Genomic DNA, 21,801 nt, shown 5'->3' with positions numbered 1-21,801 from the left:
TTTACATTCAGATCTCCGCATTCTGAAGTATTGTATTTTAATTACCGTTTTGCAACTCGATTTACAGTGATAAGACGCTTTCGTCGCCATTGCGACGTGATTTATCGATCGAGATCCCGAAATGGATATGAAAACCCCGAACGCCTTGAATGCGCTGGCCCCCGCTCGGACGTCGGGGAGGCTCGATGATCTGGCGGCGGTGCTCGGCTGTTCGACGGATCTGTTCTTCGAGGCACCCGATGGCCCTTCGGTCGGCCACACGGCTCAGCTTCTGCAGATGTGGCTCGCGATCCGAGCCCCCGAGGATCGACGGGCTGTCTTCGCGTGTGTCCAAGAAATCCTGAAGGCACAATCCGATAATTTCGGCCGAAAATAGATAAAAAATATCCGACGGGCGTTATCGATCGGCTCGAATGTGGGAAATATTCTCGGATGGGTCCTGTAAAACTCACACGCCATTTCGGCAACACTTGCGGTAACGAGGGAAAAAACCATATCGAGACGATCGCCGGCCATGATTCGGGCGCTGGTGATTGAGGGACGCTGTGTGCTCTTGCCCGTAGCAGGCGAGCAATATGGCTTCCCCTCACCAATCGGACGTGCGCAACCGCCTCCTCCGGGTGCTTCTCCCGGAGGATTTCGCGGCGCTGCAGCCGGCGCTGCATCTCCAGGAGATGCGTCTGCGCCACGTGCTGATCTCCTCTCATACGACGATTGAGGCGGTCCACTTCCCGGAGGTGGGCTTCGTCTCGATCACCAACGACGAGCCCAGCGGCCGGGTCGAGATCGGTCTGATTGGCCGGGAGGGTCTGGTTGGCGCCGCCCCGATCCTGCTCGACGACGACCGCAGCCCGCATACCCACTTCGTGCAGATGGCCGGGCACATGCTGAGCCTCGACGTGGCGGTGCTGCGGACCGAGGTGGCCCTGCGCCCGGCCCTGCGCCGGCTGCTGCATCGCTTCATCCAAGCGCAGTTCGTCCAGACGGCCCAGACAGCCTTCGCTAACGCGCGCGGCAACACGGCGACCCGCCTCGCCCGGTGGTTGCTGATGTGCCACGACCGGGTCGACGGCGACCAGATCACGGTCACGCAGGATTTCATGTCGTTCATGCTGGGCGTCGAGCGCCCGGGCGTGACGGCGGCCCTGCGGACGCTGGAGAAGGACGGTTTCGTGCGGAAGCGCCGCGGCAGCGTCGAAGTCACCGATCGCGACGGGCTGCTCGACTGCGCCGGGGACGGCTACGGCACGGCGGAAACCGAGTACGCGCGCCTGATCGAAGGACGCGTCGAGCCGCAGGTCTAGAACGGGGACGAAGCCGGGGATTCCAAAGGGCTCAGCCCATTGGCGAGGTTTGGGGCGGAGCCCCGATGAACCAGGGAACCGCCCTGGACCCGCAAAAGGGCCTGCCCTTTTGAAACCATGACGTTCTGTGAGTCGCGCGTCGCGCGAGAGTTCAGGTTCGTACCGCCTTGACCAAGCCAGACACGCCCGCGCCGAAGCCGCTCGTCAGTTCCAGCCACAGGAGCCGGGTCGGGTCCACCGGTCCCGGCAGGGTCAGGCGGCCCGGCGGGACCGGGGTGAAGCCGAAGCGGCTGTAATAGGGCGCATCCCCCACCAGGATTACCAAGCCTTCGCCAGCCTGCCGGGCGGCCTCGACGCCCGCGCGGGTCAGGGTGCCGCCGATGCCGCGGCCGGCGAAGCTCGGATCCACGGCCAGGGGGCCGAGCATGACGAAGGGCACAGCCCCAGTCCGCACCGGCCCCATCCGCACCGAGCCCACCAGAAAACTGCCGACCGAGGCGGTGACGCCGAGATCGATCCGCTCGGCCGCACCTTCGCGCAACCGGTAGGCGGTGCGCGCGAACCGTCCGGGACCAAAGGCCCGGGCCTGGAGCCGCTCGATCGCGGGGGCGTCCTCCGGCCGCTCGGGCCGGATCACGAGGGAGAGTGTGGTCAAGGGCGGGCTCGCGGCTCGGAACCATCGCCGCGTAGCAGCGCCGGCCCGGGGCGGCAAACCGCGCCGCGGGAGGTGACGATGGTGCGGATCCCCGATCCACGACGGGCCGAGATGCGATGTGGGCAGCCGACGGAGCGAGGCTTCCCAATGGTCCGAAAAGCATTCCATCTTCGGGAAAAATGACAACACGCTGTCAATTTGACAGCTCGTTGCGATTGTCTATGGTCGCGAGCATGACGCAAGCGGATCCCTCGTCAGCCAAGCCGGCTGTCCGGCGCCGAGATGCGCTGACGGACCTCGTCATCGACGTGTTCCGGCTCAACGGCGCCCTGCTCGCCTCCGGCGACGCTTTGGTTGCGGATCTTGGATTGACCAGTGCCCGCTGGCAGGTGCTGGGCGCCATCGCGTTCGCGTCGGTCCCGCTCCCGGTGGCGCACATCGCCCGCAACATGGGCCTGACCCGCCAGGCGGTTCAGCGCTCCGTCGACGACATGCGCGCGGACGGTCTCGTCCGCCTGGATCCGAACCCGCACCATCGGCGCGCCATGCTGGTCAGCATGACCGAGCAGGGCGAGGCCGCCTATCAAGCCGCGAGCCGGCGCCAGGAATCCTGGGCCGAGGCTCTGGCCGCCGACCTTCCGCTCGAGCGCATCGAGGCCGCCCGTGATCTGCTGCGCCTGTTGCAGCGTCGCCTCGACAATCCCCCCGCCTCAACCCCCACCGCGCAGAGATCGAAGGAGACTTGCTGAGATGCCGAACCTTATCGAGATGGACCGCACCGTCACGCTGGCCGAGCAGCTCAAGGATGCGGATGCCGGCGGGCCGGTGGTCCTCGTCAACACGTTCGTCGTGCCCCCCGCGGATGCCGAGCGCCTGCTCGCCGCCTGGAGCGCCGACGCCGCGATCATGAAGCGCCAGCCGGGCTTCATCTCGACCCAGCTGCATCGCGGCATCGCCGGCAGCGGTGCGTTCCTGAACTACGCCGTCTGGGAGTCGGTCGCGCAGTTCCGGGCGGCGTTCGCCGACCCGGAATTTCAGGCCCGCCTCGCCGATTACCCGGACAGCGCGACGGCCAGTCCGCATCTGTTCCGGCCGGTCGCCGTCCCGGGCATCTGCGTCGCGTAAATCCGGCTGGCGGCCTATTCCGCCGCCGCCAGGGCGGGGCGCGGGCCTCCTTGAGTCACCCGCAAAAAGCCGATCGCCGAGAGCCAGATCACCGCGCCGCAGGCGGCTGCGATGCCGAGCACCAGCGCGAAGCCGCCGCGGTCGTGCAGGACCGCGATCGCCGGGACCACGAAGCCGCTGGCGGTGAAGCCGACGAAGTAGCGCACGCTGTAGGCCCGGGCCCGGTAGGCCGGCGGCACGTAGCGGGCGATCATCGCGTCGTTGATCACCACCTGCCCGTAGATCGCCGTCATGGCGAGCATCAGCCCGGCGAGCAGCGGCAGGCCGGTGGAGAGGGCCGCGATCCCGAGGCCCAGGGGCTGCAGCACCGAGAGGGTCACGAAGAGGGACGGCAGGCTGAACCGGTCGATCAGCCGGCCCATGGCGAGCTGCATCAGCGCGCCGAACAGGAAGACCACGGTGGCGAGCGAGCCGATCAGCGCCAGCGGCAGGGCGTGGCCGACGCCCTCGTCGATCACCTTGGGCAGGCTGATCGTCGTCAGGTTGAAGGTGACGCCGCCGGCAAAGATCGCCAGGGCGTACAGGGCCATCAGCGCGAAGGGCCGGCTCACCGCGATTGCGGCCGCGCCCCCGGCCTTCTTGCCCCCGGCCTCGCCGTCGCCCGGGACCAGCGCCAGGAAGGCGGCGCCGCAGGCGAGGCAGACGAGGCCCGGCACCACGAAGGCCGCCCGCCAGCCGGCGGTGGTGGCGAGCAGCGCGGTCACCCCCGAAGCCGAGGCGGCGCCGAGATTGCCCCAGACGCCGTTGACGCCGAGGTCGCGCCCGAGCCGGCGCGCATGGGTCACCAGCATGGTCGAGCCGACCGGGTGGTAGATCGCCGAGGCAAGGCCGAGCACGCACAGCCAGAGCGCGAAGCTCAGGGGCGTCGTTGCACTCGCCACCCCCAGGCAGGACAGGCCGTAGCCGAAGAAGAACACCGCCAGCATGGTGCGCCGGCCGAACCGATCCGCCAGCCAACCCATCGGCAGCGAGCACAGGCCGAAGGCGACGAAGGCACCGGTGGCGAGCCCGATCAGTTCGCCGTAGCCGAGCCCGGTCTGGGCCGCGATGGCGATGACCGCGGTCGGGTAGATCAGCAGCACGAAGTGATCGAGGGCATGCGCGACGTTGACGAAGCGCAGCGTGCGGCGGGACAGGGTTTCGGCATCCATCGCGGCGTATCCTCCGGGATCGTCCCCTGATACCCTGGCCCGATGGAGGTGTCGGGCCGGATATGAATGCGAACGGGCCACTTTTTTCGAGCGGGCAGCTGCGTCTCGGACGCTCGACGGATGCCGCCGACTATCAGGACGTGCCCCGCACCGTCGCGGTGATGCCCAAGACCTACCCAGCCGGGATGCGGCTGGACCAGCATTTCCACCCGCGCGCGCAACTCCTCTACGCCACGGAGGGCCTGATGACGGCCTCGGCCGAGGACGGCACCTGGGTGGTGCCGGAGGGGCACGCGCTCTGGATCCCGCCGCGCCTGCCGCACGCTGTGGCGACCCACGGTGCGGTGGCGATGTGCTCGGCCTATCTCGACCCGGCCGCGGTGTCGGCCTTCCCGGATCGCTGCCGGGTGATCCTGGTCTCGCCCCTGCTCGCCGCGGCGCTCGCGGCGCTGGGGGCGGAGCTGGTTCTGTACGACGAGGCCGGCCGCGGCGGCCACCTCGCCGCCCTGGTGCTCGACGAGATCGGCCGCGCCCCCGAGACGCCGCTCACCTTGCCGCTGCCCCGGGATGCCCGGCTGCGCCGGGTCTGCCTCGCCCTGATCGAGGATCCCGCGGCGGCGGAGGACCTCGACGCCTGGGCCGACCGCGCCGGGGCAAGCCGGCGCACCCTGACCCGGCGGTTCCGCACCGAGACCGGGCTCAGCTTTGGTGACTGGCGGGCGCGGGCCCGGGTGATCCGGGCGCTCGCGCTGACTGCCGAGGGCCGTCCGCCGGGGATGGTCGCCGCGGCGGTGGGTTACCGGAGCGCTCAGGCCCTGCGGAGCACCGTGGCGCGGGTCTTGGGGGGGCAGTGAGGGTTCGGCGTGATCACAGCGTCCGGGTAAAAGAGGGTCGATTATCGATCGACTGGAATGACACCGTAGGTATCGAAGGCTTGCTGCATTCGCTGCGCCTCGGTTTGATCCGGAAGCAATTTGTAGCTCGGCGCCCATATCGGTGAAACACGATCGATCGCGATCAGGATGATGTTGCGTATCGGATAAATGTCTCCAGTCATTCGGAGAAGTTCAGCGCCAACGACCGGGAAATCATTCTTGTCCGGCGTCACCAGGCTCGCGGTGCCGTCGATCTTGAAGCCACACTGCCGGAATACGTCGATAAAGCTGACACAGACTGACGGATGGTTTGAGATATTGCGGGTTGAATTCGAGGATGCAATGTCAGCAATAACAATGTGATTGTCACCGTAATCTTTAAAAATCTCTTTGGGAGTGACGTTCGGTAACCCTGCCGAGTCGACCGTGGCCAGCCAGCAGAGAACCGAATTCCCGATGCTCGATCTAATCGCCTCATTAAGCATAAAAATAGCCCGTATATTATAGTTCGCCACTTAAAATGATTGTGTATATTTAGGATAATTTATAGAAATCTCGCTCGTCTGCGATCAATCACCGATTCGGCGTCGTGAAGCAAGATATGTGGTGCGGAAAAGACGTTCGAGATCAGCTGGTATCCCGAGCGTCATTGGGTTCGAGCTGGCGAAGGCCGGTGCGTTCCTAAATGAAACCGCCTTACTTCGGCTTCGCTTGGCCGCCCGGACCCCAGCCATGGGCCTGGACCGCCTTGACGATCTTGGCCTGCATCTCGGGCGCCACCGCCTGCATCCATTGCTGCATGCCCGCCAGCTGGATCTGGGCGAGTTGCGGCTGGGCAGCCGCGAGGCGCTTGCCGGTGGGCGTGGCGTAGAACGCCGCGATCGCCTGCAGGTCGTCCTTGCTCAGGATCGTGGCAAAGCCCCGGGCCTGGATGTCGAGAAGTTCGTCGTAATGCGCGGACAGGGTCGGCATCACGACCTCCTGGACCAGCACCTGCGCCTTGTCGGGCTCCTTGATGCCGATCTGCTGCATCATGCCGACCATTGGGGCCGCCATCGAGCCGAGCGTGGCGGCGCGATCCCCCTGCATCTGTGCCACCGTCTCCCGGGCAACCTTCAGCAGCGCCGGATCCGGTGCCGCCGCCGGCGCGGGTTTCGGGGCCAGCTGCGCCAGCACCGCGCCGGGCAGCGCGGTTCCGAGACAAAGGCCGACGAGGAGGGTCGAGAGGCGCATGGGTGCTCCGATCACGATCGCCGTACGATCCTGCGTTGCACGGCCCGTGCAGTGCTACCGCAATCGTGGTCGGGATCAATGAGGCTGAAGCTTTGATCGTGACAGGCTGCCTTGAAGCGAGCGCGCATGGCCCCGGCGTTTCGCGTTTTGGTGGCGCGGAGGTCGAGCGTCGTCGGAGCATTGCGCCGGCCACCGCACCTGCGTCCCGGGATCGAAGCCATGTTGGTTGGGGCGGGAGGCGCGGCTGGCATCGACGAGCCTCCAAGCCTGCTCTGTGAGCGCGCGAGGCTATCGTGCCCATTGCTTGCGGTCGGCCAGGTCTCCGAGCGGGCGCGGGCCTGGGCCGCCGAGGCGGAGGCCGGGACGCTGCTCGGCTTCGAGGCCCCCGAGGCGATGACGGCGGAGCGCCCTGATGAACGCCCTGCCGTTCCACGCGGGCGATCACATCACGGCCTTGACCATGGACAGCGACGCACCGTTCCTGTTCCTGCCGCCGGTGCGGATCGGCTCGCGCGACGGCATGTACGAGATCCGCACCTATCGGCTCAGGCCCGGCGGCCTCGCGCCGACGCTGGCAGCCTGGGAGGCGGCGATCGCGCCGGCCCGGGCCTACACCGCGCATCTCGTGACCAACCTGTACGCCCTCGACGGCGCCCCGCGGATCACGCACATCTGAGCCTTCGCCAGCCTGGAGCTTTGAGTGACTTGGTTTCGATCCGTGAACGCCCATCCGGGCTGCAGCCAACAGCCGTATCGAGAGGCCGAGCAGATGGCAGCATCCGACACTGTGCTATCCGCTGGAAATCGCTTCCACCCGAGGGGGGGTCCACAGAGGTTTTGCTATCACCTGCCTCTGATGGGTGAGCGTTGAAGCAGACGTCGCCATCGTGCCGGCTGACGACTTGAGATGTCGAAATTCAAGTGGGCTGATATCATACCGTTCTTTAAAACGATGAGAGAAATGTGATTGATTTGAGAATCCGCAGGAATAGGAAATATCTCCAATAGACAGATGTGCGATACTAAGATCGGTCAGCCGTTCTGCTGCAATTTCAAGCCTTCTACGCCATATCCACGCCGACAATTGCTGGCCACGATCGCTAAACAAGGTTTGCAATTGACGTAAGGAAACACCTACGGCAGCAGCTACTTGTGATGGGGCAAGATTTTGATCGGATATATTGCTTTCAATGTATGCCTTGGCATTTTGCACGGCAACCGTGCCCCGCAGAGATTTGGGCGTTTCCATGGCCATGCGTTCCGCTACACTGGCCACGATGAGATCGGAGCCGATGGATGCCAATCGGCTAGCCGCATCGGTCGTCAGTTCGTGATTGATCTGAAGCAAATTCCGAAAAAATGATGCAACAAGGGTAGACGTCGGCGCATCTTTCATGCTGAGTGCCACAAAATTACGAGCAGATCCTAATTGATACTCAATCTTGCTTCGAGGTATTTGAACAATTAGATGTTCAGATTTTTCAAAGTGCGTAAATCTGAAGGGCGCGTTTGCATCCACGATTGATATATCGCCGCGCTTCTGAATAAATGTCCGATCATATTGAGTTACTGCGCACCCACCATCTATCTTTATGCTGAAGCCAAGCACGTCAGGTTTATTAAGATGATGCCGAACGGTTTGAGCGGTGGCATCCAGCGTTACTGCACTTAATGAAACCCGAGTGATATCCAAAAAACTTAAGGCCGTTCCTTTGGCGGAGGCGTCGAAAACATCGTCATTGGTTCGGGTGTGAACCATCGGCATGAAACGCTCATCAGAGAATTCTCGCCAATCTTTATATCGATCTTGTGGTTTTGCGGCCTTTGTTAGGAATAAATCACGCATTTCCTTTCACTCCATCTCAGTAAATCGGATTTTTACATCGACGTAAATTGATATACATAGTCGTTGTTAAATTGGTACGCATATATACAATCCAAAATTAGTTTGATTTCTCGATTATCAAACAATGACAATTATTTATATTGATCAAGTCGAGCCCGCAGTGCGATTATAATAGGTTCTACCGGTGTGATTTATTTGCGGAAATTGTGGTGTGCTGCCTTCGTCTCTGAATTCAGAACCTCGCGCGCGAAAGCGAACACCGCATCTCGACCTTCGGGGCTTCTGATCGCGAGCCATACGTGAATCAGTTCCGAGGTGTCCTTCGCCTTGCCCGTGCGAGCTACGTCGAAGAAGCGGTCCGGCTTGCAGCCGAGCGTTCGCGCTAACCGGGCGAGCGTCGCGTCGTTGTTGGTATCCGGTTCCGTGTCGAGGCCCTTGGGCGTCGGCATGTCCATGGAGATCCTCAAAAATGGGATGCTGGTTGTCTGTTATAGCAATACATCCTAGCATTGCATTTCGGATTGCGGAAATGTAAGAAAATTACAAAAATAGGAAGCAAGTCAGTAGATGTAGTAACGTTGCGTATTATCTATATCTTCCGCCAGATGCAGAATATATAAATATCATTGCCACATAGATGCCGCATCGAGTGTGTTCATATCTGCCAATGCTGCAAAAAATGTGTATAACACGCGATTTATCGATGTATTGATAGAAATTCTTCCACTCAGAACATGCATTGAGATCGTTTGCCGCAGATTTTAATTAGTATGTGATGATAAATAAGACATATATAATATTTTTACCGTAGGTAATGATTTGATAATTTCCACTCGCTCGAAAATAATACTTCTTCGGCGAAGGACGAAGTTAATTGATTGCAATTTAGGTTTGGTGGGAGACGAAACGTCTACTTTGAAACGAAAGACCAAGGTCCAGTTGCTATCCCTAGCCGAAGCCGGTGGTCGGCTGACGAAGGGCCGTTTTCGGGAAGCGCCGAAGGCGATGCAGGTGGCCGAGTTGGGTCGAAACCAGCCCGCACCCAGCACCCGATATCGCCCGTTCAGCTCTTCACGTCGCCCGCGCGGAAAAATCGATCCGCGGGTCGATCCAGACGTAGATCAGGTCTGAGAGCAGGTTCACCGCCAGCCCGAGCAGGGAGAAGATGTAGAGGGTCGCGAACACCACCGGATAGTCGCGCCCCACGATCGACCGGAACGACAATTCGCCGAGGCCGTCGAGGGAGAAGATCGTCTCGATCAGCAGCGAGCCGGTGAAGAAGGCCGAGATGAACGCGCCCGGGAAGCCGGCGATCACGATCAGCATGGCGTTGCGGAAGACGTGGCCGTAGAGCACCCGGCGCTCGGACAGGCCCTTCATCCGGGCGGTGAGGACGTATTGCTTGCGGATCTCGTCGAGAAAGGAATTCTTGGTGAGCAGCGTCGAAGTGGCGAAGGCGCCGATTACCAGGGCAGTGAGCGGCAGCACCATGTGCCAGGCATAGTCGGTGAGCTTGTGCCAGGTGGAAAAACTCTCCCAGCCCTCGCTGGTCAGGCCGCGCAGCGGGAACCACTGGTAGAACGAGCCGCCCGCGAACAGGATGATCAGCATCAGCCCGAACATGAAGCCCGGGATCGCGTAGCCGATGATCACCACAAAGGAGGTCCAGCGGTCGAACCGCTCGCCGTCCTTCACGGCCTTGCGGATGCCCAGCGGGATCGAGATCGCGTAGGACAGCAGCGTCATCCACAGGCCGAGGGAGATCGAGACCGGCAGGCGCTCCTTGATCAGCTGGATGACGGTGACGTCGCGAAAATAGCTGCGGCCGAAATCGAACCTTGCGTAGTCCCAGAGCATCTTGGCGAAGCGCTCCGGGGCCGGCTTGTCGAAGCCGAACTGCTTCTCCAGCTTGGCGATGAAGTCCGGGCTCAACCCTTGGGCGCCGCGGTAGCGGGAATTGCCCTCGCCGCCCCCTGCCGACCGGCCGCCGCCGCCGAGATCGCCGGTCCCGCCGGTGACTCGCGACAGGGCGCCGTCGCCCTGGCCCTTCATCTGCGAGAGCACTCGCTCCACCGGGCCGCCGGGGGCGAATTGCACGATGGTGAAGGTGATCAGCATGATCCCGAACAGGGTCGGGATCATCAGGCCGATGCGGCGCAGGATGTAGCCGAGCATACTGGTTCTAGTCCCGCCCGATCCGCTTGGCTTTGTCGGCCTCGTACCACCAGGTGCCGGGGGCGCCGAGATCGTATGTCGGCGGGTTCGCGGGGCGGCCGTAGAGGTCCCACAGGGCCAGGCGATGCGCGCCGGAATACCACATCGGCACCCAGAGGCGCCGGGCCCGCAGCACCCGGTCGAGCGCTTGACATGCGGTCGTCAGCGCGGCGCGGGACTTGGCATCCGCGATGGCCGTGAGCAGCGCGTCGATGGCCGGGTCGGCCACGCCCGAGAGGTTGTTGGAGCCCGGGGTGGCGGCCGCCCGGGAGCCGTAGAGCTCGCGCAGCTCCGAGCCCGGGGTGACGCCGCCGGCGAAGCGGCGGGACGTGACGTCGAAGTCGAAGTCGTTGACCCTGGCCTGGTACTGCGACGGGTCGACGGTGCGGTGGGTCGCCTTGATCCCGAGCAGCCCAAGATTGCGGATGAACGGCTGGGTCACCGCCTGGAAGACGGGATCGTCGTCCAGGAATTCGATGGCCAGGGGCTGGCCGCCCGGCAGCAGGAGGCCGCCGCCCTGGCGGGTGCAGCCGGCCTCGCGCAGCAGCGCGTCGGCGCGCTTGAGCAGCGCCCGGTCCTGGCCGGACCCGTCCGAGACGGGCGGCGTCCAGGCTTCGGCGAACACCTCCGGGGGGAGGTCCTTGAACGGCTCCAGCAGGGCCAGCTCCTCGGCCGAGGGCTTGCCGGTGGCCTTGAGGTCGGAATTCTCGAAGAACGAAGCGGTGCGCGTGTAGGCGCCGTACATCAGGTTGCGATTCGACCATTCGAAGTCGAAGCACAAGCCGATCGCCTCGCGGATGCGCGGATCGCGGAACGGCGCGCGGCGGGTGTTGATCCACCAGCCCTGCGTGCCGCTGGGCCGCGCATCCGGCACGGTCTGGCGGATCACGCGGCCCTCGGTGGCGGCGGGAAAGTCGTAGCCGGTGGCCCAGACCCGGGCGGTGAACTCCTCGCGAAACGTGAAGGCGCCGCTCTTGAACGCCTCGAAGGCCACGGTGCGATCGCGGAAATACTCGTAGCGGATCGCGTCGAAATTGTTCTGCCCGGCCGTCACGGCGAGGTCCGCCGCCCAGTAATCCGGGACCCGGTCCAGACCGATCGAGCGGCCGGGATCGACCGCGCCGACTCGGTAGGGGCCGGAGCCCAGCGGCGCCTCGAGGCTCGACGCCTCGAAGTCGCGGGCGCCGTAATAGGCAGCGGAAAAGATCGGCAGCTGGGCCACGAACAGCGGCAGGTCCCGGGCGCGGCCCTCCGCGAAGGTGACGACGAGGGTGTCGTCGCCCTCGGCCCGGGCGTCGGTCATCGGCCGGATCACCTCGGCGATCGACGGATGGCCCTTGTCGCGCAGGAGCTTGAGGCTGAAGGCGGCATCCCGGGCGGTGAGCCGCGAGCCGTCGTGGAAATGGGCCTGGGGCCGCAATGCGAAGGTGTAGGTCAGGCCGTCGGGGCTCACCGTGACGGCCCGCGCCACCAGCCCGTAGACCGCATCCGGCTCGTCGAGCGCGCGGACCATCAGGCTGTCGAAGGTCTGGTCCAGCCCGGCCGCGCCGTCACCGCGCAGCACGTAGATGTTGAGCGTGTTGAAGGTGTTGAGCGACTGGTTGCCGATCGTCCCGGCGAGCTGGGTCGAGAAGCGGCCGCCTTTCGGGGCGATCGGGTTCACGTAGTCGAACCGCTCGAAGCCGGGGCCGTATTTCAGCTCGCCGAAGCTCGACAGGCCGTGGCGTTCCTCGCCGGCTGCCCAGGCGGGACGGATCGCCGCGAGGGCGCCGGCACCGAGCACAAGGCCGCGCCGGCTCGGCCGCCAGGGGCGGCGAGAGCCGCTCTCGATCGCGTTGCAATCGAGAGCGGCTCTCGATCCTTGGTCTGACGCACGCACTTGCGCCGAACCGGTATCCACTTCGGCGGTGAGCGCTTTCGTCAACGCGGGGCTCCGGTCTTGGCGGCCAGTTTTTCGTCGTACCACCACGTCGTCGGGAATCCGGAGCCGGCGTAGCGCGGCAGGATCGCCGGATGGCCGAACCGGTTCCAGCGCAGGGTCCGCTGCTCGCTGGCCGACCATTGCGGCACGACGTAATCGTGCGCGAGCAGCACCCGGTCCAGCGCCCGGGTGGCGGCGACCAGACCAGCCCGGTCGGGGGCGTAGATCACCTTCTCGATCAGCGCATCGATGCCGGGATCCTTGATCCCGATCAGGTTGCGCGAGCCCGGCTTGTCGGCCGCCGCCGAGCCCCAGAACTCGCGCTGCTCATTGCCCGGCGAGAGCGACTCGCCCCACACGTTGCCGACGATATCGAAATCGAAATCGCGAATCCGGTTCTGGTATTGGGCCGCATCGATCACCCGCAGGGTGGCGTCGATGCCGATCAGCTTGAGCTGCGCCGAGAAGGGCAGGATCACCCGCTCGAATGCATTCTGGAACTCCAGGAACTCGACCGTCAGCGGTTCACCGGTGGCCTTGTTGACCATCTTTCCGCCGCGCAATTCGTAGCCGGCTTCGCGCAGCAGTCCGACAGCTTCGCGCAGGTTTTTCCGCACGGCGTCCTGGGTCTCGTTCACCGGGTTGGCGTAGGGCGTGGTGAAGACCGAAGCTGGGATCTTGTCCTTGACGCTCTCCAGGATCGCCTTCTCCTCGCCCTCCGGCAGGCCCGCGGAGGCGAGCTCTGAGCCGAAGAAGTAGGAGTTGATCCGCTTGTACAGGCCGTAGAACAGGGCCTTGTTCATCTCCTCGAAGTTCAGGGCCAGGTTGAAGGCCCGGCGCACCCGCGGATCCTTGAACTTGTCCCTGCGGGTGTTGAACGCGAAGGCCTGCATGATGCCCGTGCCGCGCTCCGGGAACGCCTCCTTGATCAGGCGCCCCTCCTTCACGGCCGGGAAGTCGTCGTAGGCGGTGGCCCAGTTGCGGGCGATGTTCTCGGCCCTGAAGTCGTAGAGGTCGCCCTTCAGGGCCTCGACCAGCACGGTGCCGTCGCGAAAATACTCGAAGCGCTCGGTGTCGAAGTTGTAGCGCCCGGCATTCACCGGCAGGTCCTTGCCCCAATAGTCCGGCACGCGGGTGTAGGTGACGCTGCGGCCGGGCTCGAACTTGGCGAGCCGGTAGGGGCCGGAGCCGAGCGGCGGCTCCAGGGTGGTCTCGGTGGGGCTGCGCGGCTTGCCGTTGGCGTCCTTGGCCTCCCACCAGTGCTTGGGCAGGACGCGCAGCTGGCCGATCACCTGCGGCAGCTCGCGGTTGCCCTTCTCGGTGAAGGTGAAGGTCACCTCGTGCGGGCCGGTCGCCTCGGCCTTGGCGACCGTCTGGTAGTAGGCGGCGTAGAACGGGCTGTTGGCCTTCAGCACGCCGTAGGACCAGACCACGTCCTCGGGGGTGATCGGCTTCCCGTCATGCCAGCGCGCGTTCTCGCGCAGGCGATAGGAGACCGAGCCGAGATCGGGAGCGATCCGCACCGCCTCGGCCAGAAGGCCATAGGAGGTAAACGGCTCGTCCGAGGATTCGGTCATCAGCGTATCGTAGATCTGCTGGACCCCGTTCTCGAGGTCGCCCTTCAGGCCGGCGACCACGATGTTGAAGTTGTCGAAGCCACCTTGCGCGCCCATCCGCACGAGGCCGCCCTTCGGTGCGTTGGGGTCGGCATAGTCGAAATGCTTGAAGTCGGAGCCGTATTTGGGCTCGCCCATCAACGTGATGGCGTGGGTCCACTGGCCGGTGGCGGCCGGCATCGCGGCCGGTTCCTGCGCCCGGGCCGGGGCGAACTGGAGGCAGGCGACGACGAGCGTCGCGGCGAGGAGGCGTCCACTCACGGGCAGGCTGTCTCCATGTCGGCGCACCAGGCGGTGCGGGGGCATTCGGGATCGACCAAGCTCGGTCTTAGGCCGGGTCCGGGCCGGGCGTCGAGGTTGCATGTTTGCGGGTCGCCTCGATGTCAGGCCTCGCGACAGGGGCCGGACAGGGCGCGGGTCCCCTCTCCCGTGCGGGAGAGGGACAGGGTGAGGGGACAGGTTCCTCCTGATAAGGCGTATCCCTCACCCCAACCCTCTCCCGCACGGGAGAGGGGGCTCGTCGCGGATGTAGGGACAGGCTGATCCCAGGATAGTACCCTGCCGAGCTACATTCGCTTCCAAAAGAATTAAACCGCCCGCCCGCGGCGTCCCTCGACCAGCCACATGGCGAGCACGGCCGCCGCCAGGGCGGCCAGGGCGGCGAGGCCGAGGGCCAGGGGATAGACCTCGACGCCGCGGATATTGGCGCTGTCGCTCGGGCGGAAGCCGATCCAGTCGCCGCCGGCCAGGCGGCCGCTGCGCACGGTGGCGAGCCGTGGCACCTGGGTGGTGCCGCCGGCATCCGCGACCCGCCGGATCGAGCCGCCAGAACCCTCCGTCACCGCCTTCAGGCGCTCGGTGTCGCTGAACACGTCGGCGAGCTCGCGCGGGTTGGCCGGGCCGACGCTGACGAAGGCCACGAGGTTGCCTGAGCGCAGGGTGTGCAATCCCAGGGTCTCGGCGTCGAAGGTGGCGGTGAACAGGCCGGGCTCGCCGGGCTTGAGGGTGAGCGTCGTGACCTTGCCGGTCGGCCCGGTGACGGTGACCGGTTCGACCTGCTCGGCCATGGTCTGGCGCTCGACCCGCACCTCGCGGCCGCGGCCGGTGGTCTGCGCCCGCAGGGCCTCCTCTTCGAGGGCCGGCTCCTTCATCAGCCAATGGGCCAAGCGGCGCAGCAGGTCGAGATAGGGGCCGCCCTCCTGGTAGCCCCGGGCCCAGAGCCAGGCATGGTCGGACAGGAGCAGAGCGACCCGGCCCTTGTCCTCCCGGGACAGGGCGAGCAGCGGCAGCCCGTCGGCCCCCGACAGGATCGGCTGGATGCCGGGCCGGGTACGAGCCTGGACGATGCGCAACCAGTCACCCCAGGCGGGCGGGTTGGCGTCCGAGCCCGGCAGGTCGCGGGTGACCGGGTGGCGCTGGCCGACCTGGGTCGGCGTCGCCTTGTAGGGGCGCTCGACCACCCGCCCGTCCGGGTCGCCCGGCAGGATGCCGGCGAGCCGCGTGCGGGCGAGGCTCGCCGGACCGGCATATTCGGGGCCGGCGGCGACGAGCAGCGCGCCGCCCTCGCGGACGTAACGGACGATGTTGTCGAAATAAGCCTGCGGCAGCACGCTCTGGTTGGCGTAGCGGTCGAAGATGATCAGGTCGAAATCCTTGATCTTCTGAACGAACAGCTCGCGGGTCGGGAACGCGATCAACGACAATTCGGAGATCGGCGTGCCGTCCTGCTTCTCCGGCGGGCGCAGGATGGTGAAGTGCACGAGGTCGACGTTGGCGTCGGACTTCAAGAGGTTGCGCCAAGTCCGCTCGCCCTGATGCGGCTCGCCGGAGACCAGGAGCACCCGGAGCTTCTCGCGGATGCCCTCGATCGGCAGGACCGCGCGGTTGTTGACCGTGGTCAGTTCCCCCGGCAGCGGCTCGACCTCGATCTCGACGACGTTCGGGCCGCCATGCTCGATCCGAGTGGTCAGCGCGAACGGCTTGTCGGTGGCGACATCCCGCCGGTCGATCTCCTCGCCGTCGCGGCGGACCGTGACGACCGCGTGGCCGGTGCCACCGCGCTCCATCACCTCGGCGCGGATCGTGAGATCCTTGCCGACGATGCCGAAGCGGGGTGCCTCCAGGAGCTTGATCTGCCGGTCGCGCTCGTCCGGATGGCCAGTGACCAAGACGTGGAGCGGCGCCTTGATGCCGAGCTGGGCCATCGCCGTGGGGATGTCGTGGACCACGCCGTCGGTGAGCATCACGATCCCGGCGAGCCGCTCGGGCGGGACGTCGGCGAGCGCCTGGCCCAGCGCCGTGAACAGCTTGGTACCGTCGTCGCCGTCCTTGGCGTCGGGCACGTCGATGAAGCGCGGCTCGATGTTGGTGAGCGCGCCGAAGCGGCGCTGCAACTCGGCCCGGACCGCGTCGGTCATCTGCGGCCGGTCGCCCAGCGCCTGCGAGCCGGAGCGGTCGACCACGATGGCCGCGATGTCCTTCACCGGCTCGCGGTCCTCCCGCACCAGAGCGGGGTTGGCGAGGGCCGCCAGCACCAGGGCGAGCACTACGGCGCGCAGCAGCGCCGTCCGGCCCCGCGCCACGAAGGCGAGCACGGCCAGGACGACGACGATGAGCCCGAGGGTTGCCAGGACCGGCCACGGGAGGAGAGGGGTGAAGCTGAGGCTCAGCATGGCGTGCAAGCCTCCGAGATGCATGTGAGGGATGTGGCCGCCGGCCCATCAAACCCCCCCATGCTGAGGTGCCGCGTCAGCGGCCTCGCAGGAGGGCTCCAGGGATCGCCGAGACCGCTGGAGGGCCCCTTCGAGGCGCCCGCTTCGCGGCCGCACCTCAGGATGAGGGGGGTTGGTGGGAGCAGGCGCTGCCCGGGGACTGTGTCCAAAGAAATCACTGCCCCAGCCGCTCCAGCAGCGCGGGCACGTGGACCTGGTCCGCCTTGTAGTTTCCGGTGAGCGTGTAGATCACGATGTTCACGCCGCCGCGGAAGGCCATCTCGCGCTGGCGCTGGTCGCCGCCGACCACCGGGTAGAGCGGCTCGCCGCGGCGGCCCACCGCCCAGGCGGCGGCGAGGTCGTTGCCGGTGATGATGATTGGGCTGACGCCGTCGCCGGCCCGGGCCGGGCGGCGCTCGGCGCCCTCCGCGGCGGGTGGCAGCGCCTCGACCCAGGTCTGGCCCGTGGCGTAGCGGCCCGGGAAGCTGTCGACGAGATAGAACGCTTTGGTCAGGACGTGGTCGAGGGGCACCGGCTCCAGCTCCGGCACTTCGAGGGTCGCCAGCATCTTGCGCAGGTAAGCCGCCTCCGGGGAGGGCGGGCCGCCCGGTCGGGCGGTGAGGGCGTCGCGGGTGTCGAACAGGACCGTGCCGCCGTTGCGCATGAATGCATCGATCTTGCGGATCGCCGCCTCGGAGGGCTGGGGCCGGGACGGTGCGATCGGCCAGTAGATCAGCGGATAGAAGGCCAGCTCGTCCTTGGCCGGGTCGATGCCGGCAGGCTCGCCCGGTTCGAGGGCGGTGCGCGAGGCGAGCATCTGGGTCAGACCGGTCAGACCGGTCCGGCTGGCCTCGTCGAGGGCGGCGTCGCCGGTGATCACGTAGGCGAGCCGCGTAACCAAGGACGATTCGATGCCGTTCGGCCGGTTGGCCGCGGGCTCCTCGGCGCGCAGCGGCTGTGCCGGCAGGGCGGCAAACAGCAGCAGACCGGCGAAGGCCAGCACCGCCGGGCGCCCGCGCAGGCGGCTCGCCCAGGCCGAGCGGCGCAGGAAGCCGCCGAGCCACAGGCCCGCCAGGGTGTCGAGGGCGAGCAGCAGCAGCGCCAGGGTGAACAACGTGGGACGCAGATCCAGGGTCTCGGCTCCGGCGAGGGTTCCGATCCGGGCACCGTCCAGTGCCGCGGTGTCGAGGGGCTTCAGGCGGTCGTCGGGCTTGAGGGCGTTGACGCTGATGCCGCCATCGGCCGGTCCGTAGAAGCCCGGCGGGTGCTCGGCGTTCCCCCGGTCGGCATAGTCGGCCGCCACCGCGGTGGCCGAGGCGGGGGGCGAGCCGAGGACTCCGAACCCGTCCAGCGTCGCCCGGGGGGCGAGCACCACAGCGGACGCGCGGTTCGCCTCGCCCGCCGGGGGCGCCGAGGTGCCGGCCAGGCCGACCACGCGCCGGAGCATGTCGATGAACAGCCCCGACAGCGGCAGGTTCGACCAAGTCGTGTCCGCGGTGACGTGGAACAGCACCAGCGTGCCCTGGCCGCGCTTCTGCGCGGTGACGATCGGCGTTCCGTCCTGCAGGGAGGCCCAGGTCCGGTTCGGCAGGTCGCCGTCCGGCTCGGCGAGGATCTGGCGGCGCACGCCGATATCGGCCGGCGGGGTCAGGCCGGCGAAGGGGCTCTCGGGCGGGAACGGCGCCAGGGTCTTGGGGCTGTCCCAGGACAGGGTGCCGCCGAGCGTCCGGTTGCCCCGGCGCAGGCGGACCGGCACGAGCGGGTCGTTGCCGGCGGCGAGGCGCGGGCCGGCGAAGCGCAGCAGCATGCCGCCGGCCTTCACGAAGCTCTCGACCCGGGCGGTGGTCCGCTCGTCCAGCGCACCGACATCGGCGAGCACCAGCACCGAGACCTGGTTGTCGAGGAGCTGATTGATCGAGTCCGCCGTGCCCTTGGCGCCGCGCGCCTCCTGCACGTCGGCGAAGGGCTGGAGCGCCCGGGCGAGGTAATAGGTCGGCGCCAGCAGGGGCTGGGCCTGATCGAGGGTGCCGCCGAAGACGAGCCCGACCCGGCGGCGCTTGCCGCGTTCGTCCTGAAGCACGACGGCCCCGGCCGAGCGCTCCCCGGCGATCTCCAGGCGGCTGATGCTGTTGCGCAGCTCTACGGGCATCTCGAAGGTCGCCGTCGCCTCGGTGGCGTCGCCCCCGAAGGCGATGTCGCGCTCGGCCAGCGGCAGGCCCTTCTGGTCGAGGGCCCGGATCACGCCGGTATCGCGCCCGTTCGGGGCCGCCCGCAGGGCCCGGGCCGTGAGGGTGCCGCCGGTCTCGGAGGCGGTGAGCGCCAGGGCCGGCGGTTTTTCCGCCCGCAGCACGGTCAGGGCGGCGCCGCTGTTGCCGACGAGATCGGCCAGACCTTTGGCGAAGCGCTCGTCGCTGGCCCCGGCGACGCCGTCGCTGATCCAGACGAGGCCGGCGCCCCGGTTCTTCTCCAGGAACGTCCCGATGCTGGCGAGATGCGCGTCGCGGATCGGCAGGATCGGGCGCGGGGCCAGGGCGCGCAGGCGCTCCAGGGCGGCGGCCGGGGTCTTGGCCTCGAAGGCGGCGGGCGGCTCGGCCAGGCCGATCACCGCCACCGGCCGTCCGTCCCGGGCCGCGCCCTCGATCGCGTCGGTGGCGACGCGCAGCCGGTCGCGCCAGTCGTGGGCGGCGGCGAAGCCGTTGTCGAGGAGCACGAGGAGCGCGCTGCGGCCGCCGCCCGCCCCGACACCGCCGGGATTCCAGACCGGGCCGGCCACCGCCAGGATCAGCGCGGCGGCGATCAGCAGGCGCAGGAGCAGCAGCCAGGGCGGGGTGCGCGCCGGCGTCTGCCGCTGCGGGATCAGGTCGGCGACGAGCTTGAGCGGCGGGAACTCGATCCGGCGCGGGCGCGGCGGCGTCACCCGCAGCAGGAACCACAGGGCCGGCAGGCCGATCAGGGCGGCGAGCGCCAGGGGCGCCGCGAAGGTCAGACCCAGCATGGCGGCCTCACTCCGGGCCGCGCGCGGCGATCAGCGTGGCGAGCCGCAGGGCCGCCTCGCTCGCCGGGCGGTCGGTGCGGTGAATGGTGAGCGTCCAGCCCTGCTGGCGGGCAATCGCCTGGAGGGCGGCGCGGTGCTCGGCGATGCGAGCACGGTAGCGGGCGCCCCAGGCATCGGCGTCGCCGATATCGAGGCTGAGGCCGCCTTCGAGATCGTGCAGCACGGCCTGGCCGGTGAACGGGAAGGTCTCTTCGATCGGATCCACCACCATCAGCAGATGGCCGCGGCTGCCCCGCCCGGCGAGGCTTTGCACAGCGGTCGCGATCCGGCCGGGATCGGTGAGGAAGTCGCCGATCAGCACCACCTCGTCGAACCGGGCCGGGCTTGCCCGCGGCGGCAGGTCCTGCTCCAGCCCGGCCTTGTCGGCGACCAGCGCCTGGATCATCCGCTCGACGATCCCCCGCGAGGCGGTGGCCCGCGTCAGCCCGAGAAGCCCAACCCGCTCGCCGCCCTCCACGAAGGCGTCGGCTAGGGCTAACCCCAGGACCAGAGCCCGTTCGACTTTGGAGGCCGACGCCAAGTCCGAAGAAAAGCCCATGGAGGCGGAGCGGTCGATCCACAGCCAGATGTTGTGGGCCGCCTCCCATTCGCGCTCGCGCACGTAGAGCCGGTCGTCCCGGGCCGAGCGGCGCCAATCGACCCGCGCGGCGGCCTCGCCGGTGACGAAGGGGCGGAACTGCCAGAAACTCTCGCCCGGCCCGGCCCGGCGACGACCGTGCAGGCCGTGGGCCAGCAGGCTCGACACCCGCCGTGCCTCCAGCACGAGGCGGGGCATCTTTTCGGAGAGGGCGGTCGCGCCCTCGCTCTCGCGCCTGCCGGGGGTGCGCCGTTCGGAGTCGAGGGCGTGTGTCCCGACCAAGGCTAAAGCTTCTCGGCGAGCTTGCCGATCAGGCCCTCGATGGTCTCGCCGTCGGCGCGGGCGGTGTAGCTGAGCGCCATCCGGTGCTTGAGCACCGGCTCGGCCAGGGCCTTCACATCGGCCACGGAGGGCGCGACCCGGCCCTCGATCAGCGCCCGGGCGCGGGCGGCGAGCGTCAGCGCCTGGCTGGCGCGGGGGCCGGGGCCCCAGAGCAGCTTGTCCTTGACCAGCGCGTCGCCGCCATCGGGGCGGGCGGCGCGCACGAGGTCGAGGATCGCCTCGACCACGGCCTCACCCACCGGCAGCCGGCGCACGAGGCGCTGGGCGGTGATCAGCTGCTCGGTGGACATCACGGCGTGCGGCCGCACCTCGTCGATGCCGGTGGTCTCGATCAGGATCCGGCGCTCGGCGGCGCGGTCGGGATAGCCGACGTCGATCTCCAGCAGGAAGCGGTCGAGCTGGGCCTCGGGCAGCGGGTAGGTGCCCTCCTGCTCGATCGGGTTCTGGGTGGCGAGCACGTGGAACGGCCGCGGAAGGTCATGGCGGGCGCCGGCCACCGAAACGTGGCCCTCCTGCATCGCCTGGAGCAGGGCCGACTGCGTGCGCGGGCTCGCCCGGTTGATCTCGTCGGCCATCAGCAGCTGTGTGAAGACCGGCCCCTGCACGAACCGGAACGCCCGGCGGCGCTCGGCATCCTCCTCCAGAATTTCGGTGCCGAGGATGTCGGACGGCATCAGGTCCGGGGTGAACTGCACGCGCCGCGCGTCGAGGCCGAGCACGGTGCCCAGGGTCTCCACGAGCTTGGTCTTGGCGAGCCCCGGCAAGCCGACGAGCAGGCCATGGCCGCCCGCCAGGATCGTCACCAGGGCGAGATCGACGACCTTCTCCTGGCCGAAGATCACCCCGTGGATCGCGTCGCGGGCCTGACCCACGGCGGCGAGGCAGCTCTCCGCGGTCGCCACGATGCCGTCGTCGAGGTTGGTGGCCGGGCTGATCGCCTGCGTCATGCGGTTGTCCGTCTCCTGTCCGGGGCCCCGGGGAACCCCGTCGGTCATTCGGTCAATGTGGGGCCGTTCGCACCGGGCTGGCAAGGTCGGGATCGCCGCACGCGGATTGGGCGGGATTATCCGAGGGTTCTGCGCCGCTGCGCGGCACGGCCCTTGGCGCGGGCCGGCC

Annotated in this window: 19 protein-coding genes; 6 read left to right on the top strand and 13 right to left on the bottom strand. The window is 67.2% G+C overall.

The genetic code is table 11. The features are described from left to right. Nucleotides 1-121: 121 nt before the first annotated feature. A complete protein-coding gene (locus MKL20_RS32335) occupies nt 122-376 on the top strand; it encodes a hypothetical protein (RefSeq protein WP_244040114.1) in 255 nt (84 codons plus the stop codon). Between the two features lie 199 nt (nt 377-575). Continuing rightward, entirely contained in the window at nt 576-1,304 is a 729-nt protein-coding gene (locus tag MKL20_RS32330; RefSeq protein WP_244040113.1) for a Crp/Fnr family transcriptional regulator, read from the top strand. A gap of 151 nt (nt 1,305-1,455) precedes the next feature. Here MKL20_RS32330 and MKL20_RS32325 read toward each other — a convergent pair whose 3' ends face one another. Beyond that, the gene (locus MKL20_RS32325) at nt 1,456-1,959 is read right to left on the bottom strand and encodes a GNAT family N-acetyltransferase (protein WP_244040112.1); all 504 of its coding nucleotides are present in this window, start codon (nt 1,957-1,959) and stop codon (nt 1,456-1,458) included. 233 nt (nt 1,960-2,192) lie between these two features. On the opposite strand from MKL20_RS32325, the gene MKL20_RS32320 reads away from it, so the two are divergent. Beyond that, nucleotides 2,193-2,708, top strand: a complete 516-nt coding sequence (locus MKL20_RS32320; protein ID WP_244040111.1) for a MarR family winged helix-turn-helix transcriptional regulator — start codon at nt 2,193-2,195, stop codon at nt 2,706-2,708. Between the two features lies 1 nt (nt 2,709). Beyond that, nucleotides 2,710-3,084, top strand: a complete 375-nt coding sequence (locus MKL20_RS32315) for an antibiotic biosynthesis monooxygenase family protein (protein WP_244040110.1) — start codon at nt 2,710-2,712, stop codon at nt 3,082-3,084. A gap of 14 nt (nt 3,085-3,098) precedes the next feature. Here the strand turns inward: MKL20_RS32315 and MKL20_RS32310 are convergent, their stop codons facing one another. Then, complete coding sequence (locus MKL20_RS32310) at nt 3,099-4,295, bottom strand: MFS transporter (protein WP_244040109.1); 1,197 nt, start codon at nt 4,293-4,295, stop codon at nt 3,099-3,101. 62 nt (nt 4,296-4,357) lie between these two features. Here MKL20_RS32310 and MKL20_RS32305 point away from each other — a divergent pair, with 62 nt between their 5' ends. Beyond that, nucleotides 4,358-5,149, top strand: coding sequence for a helix-turn-helix domain-containing protein (locus MKL20_RS32305; protein ID WP_244040108.1), 792 nt, complete (start codon nt 4,358-4,360; stop codon nt 5,147-5,149). A gap of 41 nt (nt 5,150-5,190) precedes the next feature. Here the strand turns inward: MKL20_RS32305 and MKL20_RS32300 are convergent, their stop codons facing one another. Together MKL20_RS32300 and MKL20_RS32295 are read right to left on the bottom strand one after the other, a co-directional pair. After that, the gene (locus tag MKL20_RS32300) at nt 5,191-5,685 is read right to left on the bottom strand and encodes a pyridoxamine 5'-phosphate oxidase family protein (RefSeq protein ID WP_244040107.1); all 495 of its coding nucleotides are present in this window, start codon (nt 5,683-5,685) and stop codon (nt 5,191-5,193) included. A 181-nt stretch (nt 5,686-5,866) separates the two neighbouring features. Next, nucleotides 5,867-6,403 carry a DUF2059 domain-containing protein gene (locus MKL20_RS32295; protein ID WP_244040106.1) on the bottom strand — a complete coding sequence of 179 codons (537 nt, stop codon included), beginning with the start codon at nt 6,401-6,403 and terminating at the stop codon, nt 5,867-5,869. A 412-nt stretch (nt 6,404-6,815) separates the two neighbouring features. Here MKL20_RS32295 and MKL20_RS32290 point away from each other — a divergent pair, with 412 nt between their 5' ends. Further along, on the top strand, nt 6,816-7,079 hold the full coding sequence (locus MKL20_RS32290; protein WP_244040105.1) for an NIPSNAP family protein: 264 nt from the start codon (nt 6,816-6,818) through the stop codon (nt 7,077-7,079). A gap of 114 nt (nt 7,080-7,193) precedes the next feature. Here the strand turns inward: MKL20_RS32290 and MKL20_RS32285 are convergent, their stop codons facing one another. From MKL20_RS32285 to MKL20_RS32245, 9 genes are all read right to left on the bottom strand, one after another. After that, nucleotides 7,194-8,249, bottom strand: coding sequence for a helix-turn-helix domain-containing protein (locus MKL20_RS32285; RefSeq protein ID WP_244040104.1), 1,056 nt, complete (start codon nt 8,247-8,249; stop codon nt 7,194-7,196). A 191-nt stretch (nt 8,250-8,440) separates the two neighbouring features. Next, on the bottom strand, nt 8,441-8,704 hold the full coding sequence (locus MKL20_RS32280; RefSeq protein WP_244040103.1) for a hypothetical protein: 264 nt from the start codon (nt 8,702-8,704) through the stop codon (nt 8,441-8,443). A 616-nt stretch (nt 8,705-9,320) separates the two neighbouring features. Next, complete coding sequence (locus MKL20_RS32275) at nt 9,321-10,424, bottom strand: microcin C ABC transporter permease YejB (protein WP_244040102.1); 1,104 nt, start codon at nt 10,422-10,424, stop codon at nt 9,321-9,323. A 7-nt stretch (nt 10,425-10,431) separates the two neighbouring features. Then, the gene (locus MKL20_RS32270; RefSeq protein ID WP_409568224.1) at nt 10,432-12,294 is read right to left on the bottom strand and encodes an extracellular solute-binding protein; all 1,863 of its coding nucleotides are present in this window, start codon (nt 12,292-12,294) and stop codon (nt 10,432-10,434) included. An 89-nt stretch (nt 12,295-12,383) separates the two neighbouring features. Beyond that, a complete protein-coding gene (locus MKL20_RS32265; protein WP_244040101.1) occupies nt 12,384-14,306 on the bottom strand; it encodes an extracellular solute-binding protein in 1,923 nt (640 codons plus the stop codon). Between the two features lie 281 nt (nt 14,307-14,587). Then, entirely contained in the window at nt 14,588-16,672 is a 2,085-nt protein-coding gene (locus MKL20_RS32260; protein WP_244040100.1) for a hypothetical protein, read from the bottom strand. Between the two features lie 214 nt (nt 16,673-16,886). After that, on the bottom strand, nt 16,887-19,706 hold the full coding sequence (locus MKL20_RS32255) for a DUF4159 domain-containing protein (protein WP_244040099.1): 2,820 nt from the start codon (nt 19,704-19,706) through the stop codon (nt 16,887-16,889). Nucleotides 19,707-19,713: 7 nt separating this feature from the next. Continuing rightward, complete coding sequence (locus MKL20_RS32250) at nt 19,714-20,625, bottom strand: DUF58 domain-containing protein (RefSeq protein WP_244040098.1); 912 nt, start codon at nt 20,623-20,625, stop codon at nt 19,714-19,716. 2 nt (nt 20,626-20,627) lie between these two features. Further along, complete coding sequence (locus MKL20_RS32245) at nt 20,628-21,632, bottom strand: AAA family ATPase (RefSeq protein ID WP_244040097.1); 1,005 nt, start codon at nt 21,630-21,632, stop codon at nt 20,628-20,630. Nucleotides 21,633-21,801: the final 169 nt, after the last annotated feature.

This window comes from Methylobacterium sp. E-066, from assembly GCF_022829635.1.
Classification (GTDB): Bacteria; Pseudomonadota; Alphaproteobacteria; order Rhizobiales; family Beijerinckiaceae; genus Methylobacterium.
This window is presented reverse-complemented; position numbering and strand designations above follow the sequence as displayed.

What these genes read in the sequence shown, in the direction of transcription:
- MKL20_RS32315 (WP_244040110.1), top strand. Translation starts at nt 2,710, where the DNA reads ATGCCGAACCTTATCGAGATGGACCGCACCGTCACGCTGGCCGAGCAG.
- MKL20_RS32305 (WP_244040108.1), top strand. Translation starts at nt 4,358, where the DNA reads ATGAATGCGAACGGGCCACTTTTTTCGAGCGGGCAGCTGCGTCTCGGA.
- MKL20_RS32275 (WP_244040102.1), bottom strand. Translation starts at nt 10,424, where the DNA reads ATGCTCGGCTACATCCTGCGCCGCATCGGCCTGATGATCCCGACCCTG.
- MKL20_RS32260 (WP_244040100.1), bottom strand. Translation starts at nt 16,672, where the DNA reads ATGCTGAGCCTCAGCTTCACCCCTCTCCTCCCGTGGCCGGTCCTGGCA.
- MKL20_RS32320 (WP_244040111.1), top strand. Translation starts at nt 2,193, where the DNA reads ATGACGCAAGCGGATCCCTCGTCAGCCAAGCCGGCTGTCCGGCGCCGA.
- MKL20_RS32290 (WP_244040105.1), top strand. Translation starts at nt 6,816, where the DNA reads ATGAACGCCCTGCCGTTCCACGCGGGCGATCACATCACGGCCTTGACC.
- MKL20_RS32245 (WP_244040097.1), bottom strand. Translation starts at nt 21,632, where the DNA reads ATGACGCAGGCGATCAGCCCGGCCACCAACCTCGACGACGGCATCGTG.
- MKL20_RS32280 (WP_244040103.1), bottom strand. Translation starts at nt 8,704, where the DNA reads ATGGACATGCCGACGCCCAAGGGCCTCGACACGGAACCGGATACCAAC.
- MKL20_RS32295 (WP_244040106.1), bottom strand. Translation starts at nt 6,403, where the DNA reads ATGCGCCTCTCGACCCTCCTCGTCGGCCTTTGTCTCGGAACCGCGCTG.
- MKL20_RS32255 (WP_244040099.1), bottom strand. Translation starts at nt 19,706, where the DNA reads ATGCTGGGTCTGACCTTCGCGGCGCCCCTGGCGCTCGCCGCCCTGATC.
- MKL20_RS32310 (WP_244040109.1), bottom strand. Translation starts at nt 4,295, where the DNA reads ATGGATGCCGAAACCCTGTCCCGCCGCACGCTGCGCTTCGTCAACGTC.
- MKL20_RS32330 (WP_244040113.1), top strand. Translation starts at nt 576, where the DNA reads ATGGCTTCCCCTCACCAATCGGACGTGCGCAACCGCCTCCTCCGGGTG.
- MKL20_RS32285 (WP_244040104.1), bottom strand. Translation starts at nt 8,249, where the DNA reads ATGCGTGATTTATTCCTAACAAAGGCCGCAAAACCACAAGATCGATAT.
- MKL20_RS32335 (WP_244040114.1), top strand. Translation starts at nt 122, where the DNA reads ATGGATATGAAAACCCCGAACGCCTTGAATGCGCTGGCCCCCGCTCGG.
- MKL20_RS32265 (WP_244040101.1), bottom strand. Translation starts at nt 14,306, where the DNA reads ATGCCCCCGCACCGCCTGGTGCGCCGACATGGAGACAGCCTGCCCGTG.